Source organism: Butyrivibrio sp. XBB1001 (assembly GCF_000424505.1).
Classification (GTDB): Bacteria; Bacillota; Clostridia; order Lachnospirales; family Lachnospiraceae; genus Butyrivibrio.
The window spans coordinates 1-9,116 of record NZ_AUKA01000026.1 but is presented as its reverse complement, the minus strand read 5'-3'; the positions used below and the strand labels follow the sequence as shown (position 1 = coordinate 9,116).

Genomic DNA, 9,116 nt, shown 5'->3' with positions numbered 1-9,116 from the left:
ATTCTTTGGAATATTTTTGTGACTCTTTTTCATAAGAAACTTAATACAATCACCCATAGAAAAAGGGCCAAATGTTAGTATATGCTAACATTTAACCCTTTACAATAATACTATTTGATAATTTTTTTCAATTAATCTGCATTTTTAAGTGCAACATCCATAGGAATTCTCTTTATCCTTATGTAGTCCACAATAGATACCAAACCATAACCAACCAGCAGATACAGTACTGACAAAATCATGGAAGCCGGTTTCATGTAGTAAACAAAATACCCATCCATCTGCAGCATAAATACATGGAAAATCCATATCATCAGGTAATATCCAGCAGCAAAACCAATTATTGAAAACAGCGTTACCATGATGGCTGTTGGGATTATGTATAGCGAGCCAATTTCCGTATTTTTAAAACCAAGGATCTTGACCATGGAAATTGAATGCTCGTTTCTCTCAATGATTATCTTGGCCAGAAGGTAAATAAGTGCTGCAGCCAGAACCACAAGGGCGTATTTGAATACATTCATAAAGCCTCCCATAGAGTGATTTAGCTGAACTGTCACTTTTGTAATATCCTCTTCAGTTATGACTGTCGCAATACTCTGATCATCAATATCTGTTATTTCATTATGTGAAAAGAATCCTGTAAATTCCTCTTTATCCTTGTCAAATGCTGTATCAAAGCTCTCTTTATCCATAAAAAGAGCTATTCCCCCGTCATAATCAACTATTCCAGACACGGTAAATTCATAAGATTTATTCTCATATTCTTCGCTTAGAGTAATCCGGTCGCCTTTCTTTAAACCAAACTTTTCACTAAAAGCACTGGAAATATATCCCTGGCCAGGGGTCAGATTACTTTCAAGCTTTATATATGCACTGTTTTCAGAAATACCATACACTGTAACCTTTTCATCACCGCCGCTTCCTCTTCCTTCAAAAAGAGCATTGGCGCCCCTTGGGAAAAGAAGCGTCTTGGCACTGAAGGCCTCTGCCGATGGCTCTTTTGTCTCGATAATATTGTCATCCTCATCCCTGTAGTCCATGAGCATATACTGATACTCAGCAAACATCATATCTGGCGCCTCATCTGCATAATGTGAAAGAGAATCCGGAAGGCCAAATGCAAAGCACAGCATCAGTTCTATGAACACAACTCCCACTATGAGTACCAGATAATTAGGCATATTCTGGAATAGTATCCTAAGTCTAAACCTCCTGATAAATGACCAGCGGGGAAGCCTTCTGGCTTTAGTTCTCCTGGTTTTTGTAAGGTCGTGACGTAAAAAGCGAAGCGGGCTAAGCTGCATTCTTCTGACAATTACAATCAGATTTATGAAAAACATTAGTAAAAGCGGTATGATTGTGGTCTTAATTAAAGCAGTATTACTCCATACCAGGTGACATGGTGGAAGGCTATAACTGTTGTAATAAAGATTAACGGCCACATTTCTGAAGGCAGTGTAGCCCAGAACATTTCCAATTACTGCTCCTATCAGCGTTACTATAATAGGCATAGTCATATAGTGGACTATTAGTTCTTTTTTACTGTATCCAGAAGCCCTTAAAGTTCCTATAACTTCAGCCTCTTTGTCTATTGTATTTCCAATAATGATTGCAAATATAAATGCAATAACGGCTATCAGTATATAGCACAAAATACTCGTTGCCGCTGAATCCCCATCGATATCGGAAGGAGCAAAGTTACTGGCCTGCCTTAGATATTCTGGCAAATAGTTCTCAATTTCTATGTCATAAACCAGTGTCTGTGTTATAAGCGCTTTTAAAAAGCTTTCTGCATAATCTGCCTTCTGTATCTTGTCCTCTGGTCTATCTTCATATTTGTATGCATAATTAAAATGTACTCTGGACTTAAGCTTGTTAAAGGCATCAGGTGTGACCATTGCCACATCAAATCCAAAGGCATCAAACATAAAATCCGTGTTGGATTCATGAAGAGTCAGATAATCTACATAGGACAAAAGACCTACCACTTCAAACTTCTTGCCCTCTACTATAATGCTATCTCCAAGCTCTACTCCAACATTATCCGCATGCATTCTATCTATAGCTATCTCTGAATTAGTCTCAGGCTCTCTTCCTTTGATAAAAGCTGCTCTGTTGATAAGAGAATCGCTTTTAAACAGCCTTACTGTAGCATCATCATCACCATCTCCATCATTATCCTCAGGTGCATCCCTATAGAAATTCTCGTAAATAGTTACCGGACTTGGATTATATTCTTCTTCAAGTTCATATCTATCCGAAATCTTATCCCACTCTTCATCAACCTTTTTCTCTACTTCTTCGTGGGCCTTTTTATAAGCATCCTCTGCTGCTTTTTTATACTCTTTTGATTCCTTTGCTTCTGAAAGTGCCTCTTCATATGATTCCTCCATGGCACTATCAATCTGCTGTTTAATCATTTCCTCGTCAGTAATGCCATATGCATTACACATTTCTCTGACGTTTTCTTCGATTGCTTGTGTGACTTGCTTATTCAGTTCCTCTTCAAGAGCTTTTTCAACTTCCTTGTCAGCTTCCTTGATGCCCTTGTCTATAAAATACTTGCGTACATCAGCTCTTTTACCAGTGCTGATATCTTCAATGAAACTCTGAGAGGCCCTTTTCGACAGTTCAAAAGAGCCATCTTCAAGGTTTAGCTTCTCTCTTCCCTCATTAACAGCTGCCAGCATACTATCATGGCCAACATACATTCCGGAAATAACACCGATCATAAGTACCATGAAAATGATGATCACGATATATTTGTGAAAGTCCCCCTTAAGCTCCCTGGGGATTCTTCTGATAAGCGGATTTCTCATGTCTTTTCCCCCTTACCATTCAAGCTCAGCTGCTGTGATTTTCTCGCTGTTGATGTCATTGTGACGTACAACGCCATCTCTTAACTTGATCACATGATCGGCCATATATTTAATTGCCTCATTGTGGGTTACCATTATGACTGTGCTGCCGAACTTGCTATTGCATTCTTCAATAAGGCCAAGGATTTCCTTAGACGTCTTATAGTCCAGCGCGCCTGTTGGTTCGTCGCACAAAAGAATATCAGGATTCTTAACAACTGCTCTTCCTATAGAAACTCTCTGCTGTTGCCCTCCTGAAAGCTGATTGGGATATTTGTACTTATGGTCCTGAAGTCCAAGTGTAGTCAGTACTTCCTCTACATCAAGCGGATTATCTGAAAGATATGCTCCCACCTCGATGTTCTCTTTTACATTGAGATTTGGAATAAGGTTATACATCTGAAACACGTAGCCCAGGTGCTTTCGCCTGTACATAGTCAGTTCTTTTTCTTTCATTTCTTCCAGTTTATCGCCGTTTATACTCACATATCCTGAATCCGGAGTATCGATGCCTCCAATAATATTAAGCAGCGTAGACTTTCCAGAACCAGATGGTCCCAATAAAACACAAAACTCTCCTTTCCCAACAGTAAAGTTCATGCCTCTTAAAACTTCCTGCCTTGCCTGCCCTTCTCCGAAGCTCTTTTTAACATCGCTGATTTCCAAAAATGATTCCTTCATAATATCTCTCCTCACATATTCTGTGTGTTATGTGTTCAGTGGTTGGCTGTTAGCTGTGCCTAACTTGATTCTAAACAAAGACCCGCCTTTCGGCGGGTGTTATAGACACATTATATGTTTGAACACAAATTCTTAAATCACACCTTAATAGGTATGTTAGCACTGGCTAACCTCAATTTCAAGGGTATTATCAAAAACAATCAATCAGTTACTTGCAGATACAACCTCGTACATTATCCCCATATTCTGGAATCCCTCTTTTGGCGCGCACTTTGTGCAATTACTACCACATTTACCGTTGTCTGAACATCCATCACCACATGAGGAAAGATCCACCCTACGGATCATGCCAATGTGTTCTAAATATTCTATCTGTCTTCTTACATCCTCTACAGAAGTGTGAAGTTCAATTGCCAAAAGTTTCTCTGTCCTGGCGTGGCCGTCTCTTAATAAGTCCATCAATTCCTTCATACCTTGCTCCTTAGAAGATCAGCAAACCTACATGATATGAGACAGCTGCCAGTAAAAGTGCTGTAAAAGTGTAGTAAAGAGCAATTCTTGCTGTCCATTTAACTGAATAGGTTTCCTGGAAGGTTGCAGCAAGAGCAACAACGCAAGGCATGTTGAATGTCATTGCAAATATAAATGCCAGCGCCTCAGCCTTAGATACGTTTGAAAGAAGAATTTCATTCAGGTTTGAAGCTGTACCGGCACCACTCATTGCGGCATTGAATGCAGTTGAAAGATTTCCTCCGGTATAAAGGGCACTGATAACTCCTATAGCCCCCTCTTTTCCCACTGCAGATGCAATGAAGGCTACGAATAGCTGCCAATGAAGTCCGAAGATTTTGGTTACAGGCTCAATCGCTGTTCCAATACGATACAAGATAGGCTGCGTGCCTGGAACAAAGGTATAACTTAGAAGCCAGAAAACACTGCAAACAAGCAGTACCACACTAGTTACTCGCTTAAATGTATCACCAGTTCTTCCAAGCACGTAGCGAAGGAGGGCTCCGATCCTAGGTTTATGATATGGTGGAAGTTCCATTATCATTCCATATCTGTCTGCCTTTTTAACAAGCTTTCTTCCAAAAATCTTGGCTGTAACCCACATATGTAAAATCATTGTAAGTAAAATTGCACCAATTACAAGAACAGCTCCCGGTCCAAAAAATACTGTAGAAAGCATAGGAATGACCGCCCAGGCTGCTCCGCATGGAACTGCCCACGCAAGGGCAATTGTAAGGACCTTCTGTCCCCAGTTATCAATAACTCTTGAGCCAGCTGCTCCGCCCATAGTACATCCAAAGCTGACAAGAAATGGCATAACAGACTTGCCCTGAAGTCCCAGTTTTCCCATAGTGTTATCAAAAACATAGGAAATACGCGCCATTACGCCAACTTCTTCAAGAAGCCCAAATACAAGAGTTACTCCAAACACGAAGCCTAGCATCTGAACTATATAGCAAAACGACTGGATTATTACTGTACAGACAATCTGGATCAATATTTCAGGCGCTCCAGCAGAAGTTAGTGCCGCTGCCACTGGCGCCTTTAGCGCTCCTATAGCCTGTCCAATTCCCATAAACGGCAGGGCAGGTATAAAAGAAGCAAAAAGGCCTAATAATACTGTCAAGATTACAGCTGGCTTGCCCCATACTTTGCTGAGGTAGATCTTATCAAGCTTGCTAAGAGCAATGCTCTCTTTTTTAGCAGATATGCAACCCTCAAGAACTTCATCAATCCACTTAAATTTGCTGCTTCCTGTAGCGATTGCACCCTGACTTGCACTGCAGATATTTACAATTTTTTTGTAATTCTCCTGAGTAAGTCCGTCCCTTAACATAGAAAGGACCTGCTTATCTCCTTCCAAAGCCTTTACAGCCAGCCACATGCTTGTAAAACCTTTAAAGATTCCCTCAGGAATCAGTTCTTTTAACTGACTGTAGCCTTCTATCTTCTCATATTCCGCCTCTAACCCTACAACGTTGAGCCTAGTCTTTTCTTTTACTGCTCTCTCCATAATCTCATAATAAGGCTCATATTTCTTACCTTCCGTTGCAGAAAAGAGAAGGACTGGAATACCAAGTTTTTTCTCAATTGCCTTAACATCTATTGTCTTGCCCTGATCCGCAGCCACATCTGCCATATTCAGCACAAGAAAACTTGGTACATCAATGCCTGCATAATCTGCCGTCATGAAAAGAGATCTCTCAAGCTGTGAGCTATCTGCCAAAATACAGACTACATCTGCCTTTCCGGATGCTATATAATCTCTTGTTATAAGTTCTTCATCTGAATTAGCAGTAAGACTATAGGAACCTGGAAGATCTGCAATTGCACACTCCATCCCCTTATAGGTAAAACTTCCTTCTTTTTTCTCAACTGTCTTACCAGGCCAGTTACCAACATGCTGGTGAAGACCTGTTAGTGCATTAAATAGCGTAGATTTACCGGAGTTTGGCTGGCCCAAAAGAGCTATGCTTGCTGAACTCATCCTGCCACCTCCGTAACCTCGATGCCTTTGCATTCGTTTCTATTAAGGGCAATCATAGTGTCCCTTGAATAAATCAACATTGGCCTGTTTTTATCATTACGTAACACCCTGATACTGCACCCTGGTGTTAAGCCAATGGATGTGATCCTGCTTACAAATCTCTCATCTCCAGTCAGTTTTTCTACTATTGCCTGGCTATCTTTCCCTAATTCGTTTAGACTCATGCTCTCCTCCTCTGTTTGTGCATTGATCTAGTTGACTTTTCTAATAGTTCATGTTAGCACTCGCTAACATGAACATCAACAAGAGGATGTGATAATTTTTATCAATAAAACGCAAAGAGCTTCAAGCCTATTCGCCTTGAAGCCATTCTTTTATTTTTCTATCGCATTAAAATCTGCATTTGCAGAGATTGCTTTGATATAGCATAGATCAAAGCTTTCTTCTCCGTAAATAAAGGTGTTATTCCACATGAACATATCGTTTACATTTTGCACGTATGTTTTGTATTTAACAGTTCCATCTGTAATAAGCTGGAGATCTTGGATATAGTAAAAGACATATGTCTCGATGGATTCAGACTTCTTATGCCAGGTATCTTTATATACAAACACCAGACGATTGTCATCTCCTTCTTTCGAGGTAAGAAGGTAGCTAGTGACATATTCTGGTTCCTCTGCTGTTACTTCAATTATCGCAGCAATTTCAATCTCTTTTTTTGCCGCTTGAAGCGCAAGGCTTTGCATTTCTTCAAATTGAGCATCCGGTATTTCTGAAAAATCCGATACATATATAGTTTCTTTTGTTTTACTCTCCACAACAGAGGAGGACTCTTCCTGATCTTGTAATACTACAGTGTTCGCCATTATTAAACCGGCTATTATAGCAAATAGAATGCCAAGGAAAATTAAAATGCTTATTCTCTGGGATTTCTTAGCTTCTTTTTGCATTTTATCCTGATGCTCAAATTTCTCTCTTTGCATCTGAAGTTCGATTCGACTCTTATCCATTGCCGCATCTTCTTCATCATAGTCAATTGTAAAAGTTGTATTGCAGTAGCGGCATCTCATCAGTCCCTCTCCTGCAGGTTCTACATCGGAACCATTACAGTTTGGACATTTTACTTCTTGTAATTTCATTACTCCCCTTATTCCCCCATCTCTTAATCCAGTGGATTCTCCGCAATGTAGTGCTCTAGAATTTCTGCAGCATCTCCAATAATCTCTGCACAAGGGCGCTTCTTGTAGTATTCCTTGGTTCGAGCTTCTGGCGTAGGATCGTCGTGTCGAACACTAAGTCCAAGCATTTCTCTGCATACTATTGTTCCATGCTTTTCCTCAAATCTTTTTGCCAGTTCCTGAATTCTGGCATAGTGGGCAGTCTTTTTCTCTCCCGTTTCAGGTCCATCATAGCCATATAAAAGGCCTGCTATCATGAACATTCCGCTGACAGATCCGCACACCTCACGTAGTCTCCCCATTCCTCCTCCAAAGGATGATGCCAGCTTCAAAAGTGTGCTTTCATCCATAGGAACTAAATCAGCAAAAGCCAGAGTAATTGCTTGAGAACAATTATATCCATTCATGAAATTGGCCATTGCTTTTTCTCTTCTAGTCATAATTATTGTCTCCTTACCTGACAATAGTAATCTTCCTCATAAATCCATGAATCACCAGTCTGAATCCCAATCTGTATAGCCTGAATCCCAGCTATCTGAGTCCCAACTATCTGATCCCCAGCTATCCCAACTATCTGAATTATTCCAGCTGTCTGAGTTCCAGTTAGAATCGTTATCGTAGTTATAATTATATCTAGAATTATTGTTATAGCCACTATATCCGCCGGATTTTCCATGAGATAATCCAAATAATAAAAATACGCAAACAAAAAGTATGATTCCCATGATGATAATGGGATTATTGCTAAAAGAACCTGATCCTGAATGCGATCCAGAGTATGAATATGAAGTATCCTCTTCATATTTGTCATCAAAAATATCATCCAGGCCATTTCTCACAGGATACTTGTTTATATCAAAACTTTTTATAGCATCAAGACCGCTATCTCTCTCATATTTTGTTCTTTCTCTCTCAGCCATATCTGCTGCGTAGCTAAGCTTCTGATTAGTTATCTCTGACTGAAGTCTGTCATATAACTCAACAACAGCAAACTCTTCATCAGTTCCTCTATACCGTTCAGCTCTGGATCCATCAGCTTTGTTCTTATAAACAACAAACTCTCCTGTTTCTTCATCCTTATAGATTCCAAAAGCTTTTGCGCCCCTATAGTCGTAGTCTATAAAAAATCTTGTTTTGCTAGCTGATAATCCATTCCTATTGCAATAATCCTTGAGTTCTTCAATTGTTTTTGGAATTCCACCATCAGTATAATCTCTTACACTCATTTTTTCTCCTCTTTTTTCGTATAAAACTGCCGTCTAATTAATTTACAACGACTAGAACCTTTTTGTTGCCTTTCGCATCGTTCTATGACTTCTTGAACGCAATAATGAAAATGCGTTCAGGAATCTATATATCTTTATACGAAAAAAATCGGTCATTGTAACTTCTCTTCACAATAACCGATTTCATAATAGCGACCCGAAGGGGGTTCGAACCCCTGACCTCCGCCGTGACAGGGCGGCGCTCTAACCAGCTGAGCCACCGGGCCATACCTTAACTATTATACACAAAAACCATGCACAGTCAAATGCATGGTACCATTTGTACCTTCAAAACCGAACACTGATAATCTAAATCCTTTTTTCAATCGTTCCTAACCTTCTTGGATAAGCCCTCGACCTATTAGTACACATCAGCTGAACACGTTACCGTGCTTACACCTTGTGCCTATCTAACCTCATACTCTCTAAGGGGTCTTACTGGACAAGCCAGGGATATCTCATCTTGAGGGGGGCTTCACGCTTAGATGCCTTCAGCGTTTATCCCTTCCGGACGTGGCTACCCAGCCTTATGCATCTGGCGATGCAGCTGATACACCAGCGGTCCGTCCATCCCGGTCCTCTCGTACTAAGGACAGCTCCTCTCAGATATCCTACGCCCGCGCCGGATAGGGAC

General features: G+C 40.4%; 8 protein-coding genes, 1 tRNA gene and 1 rRNA gene. All 10 read right to left on the bottom strand.

Annotated features, from left to right (window positions below; genetic code table 11):
• Positions 1 to 131: 131 nt before the first annotated feature.
• A complete protein-coding gene (locus G631_RS0115150; RefSeq protein ID WP_026490165.1) occupies positions 132 to 2,822 on the bottom strand; it encodes an FtsX-like permease family protein in 2,691 nt (896 codons plus the stop codon).
• A gap of 12 nt (positions 2,823 to 2,834) precedes the next feature.
• Positions 2,835 to 3,542, bottom strand: a complete 708-nt coding sequence (locus tag G631_RS0115145; protein ID WP_026490164.1) for an ABC transporter ATP-binding protein — start codon at positions 3,540 to 3,542, stop codon at positions 2,835 to 2,837.
• 204 nt (positions 3,543 to 3,746) lie between these two features.
• A complete protein-coding gene (locus tag G631_RS19430; protein ID WP_155833943.1) occupies positions 3,747 to 4,013 on the bottom strand; it encodes a hypothetical protein in 267 nt (88 codons plus the stop codon).
• 10 nt (positions 4,014 to 4,023) lie between these two features.
• Entirely contained in the window at positions 4,024 to 6,039 is a 2,016-nt protein-coding gene (gene feoB / locus G631_RS0115135) for a ferrous iron transport protein B (RefSeq protein WP_026490163.1), read from the bottom strand.
• Entirely contained in the window at positions 6,036 to 6,263 is a 228-nt protein-coding gene (locus G631_RS0115130) for a FeoA family protein (protein ID WP_026490162.1), read from the bottom strand. The genes feoB and G631_RS0115130 overlap by 4 nt, the downstream gene beginning before the upstream one ends.
• Before the next feature lie 150 nt (positions 6,264 to 6,413).
• Entirely contained in the window at positions 6,414 to 7,178 is a 765-nt protein-coding gene (locus G631_RS0115125; protein WP_155833942.1) for a hypothetical protein, read from the bottom strand.
• Between the two features lie 23 nt (positions 7,179 to 7,201).
• A complete protein-coding gene (locus tag G631_RS0115120; protein ID WP_026490160.1) occupies positions 7,202 to 7,657 on the bottom strand; it encodes a C-GCAxxG-C-C family protein in 456 nt (151 codons plus the stop codon).
• Between the two features lie 51 nt (positions 7,658 to 7,708).
• A complete protein-coding gene (locus tag G631_RS0115115) occupies positions 7,709 to 8,443 on the bottom strand; it encodes a hypothetical protein (protein WP_026490159.1) in 735 nt (244 codons plus the stop codon).
• 192 nt (positions 8,444 to 8,635) lie between these two features.
• Positions 8,636 to 8,709, bottom strand: a tRNA-Asp gene (locus G631_RS0115110).
• A gap of 114 nt (positions 8,710 to 8,823) precedes the next feature.
• A 23S ribosomal RNA gene (locus G631_RS0115105) occupies positions 8,824 to 9,116 on the bottom strand; the annotation flags it as partial.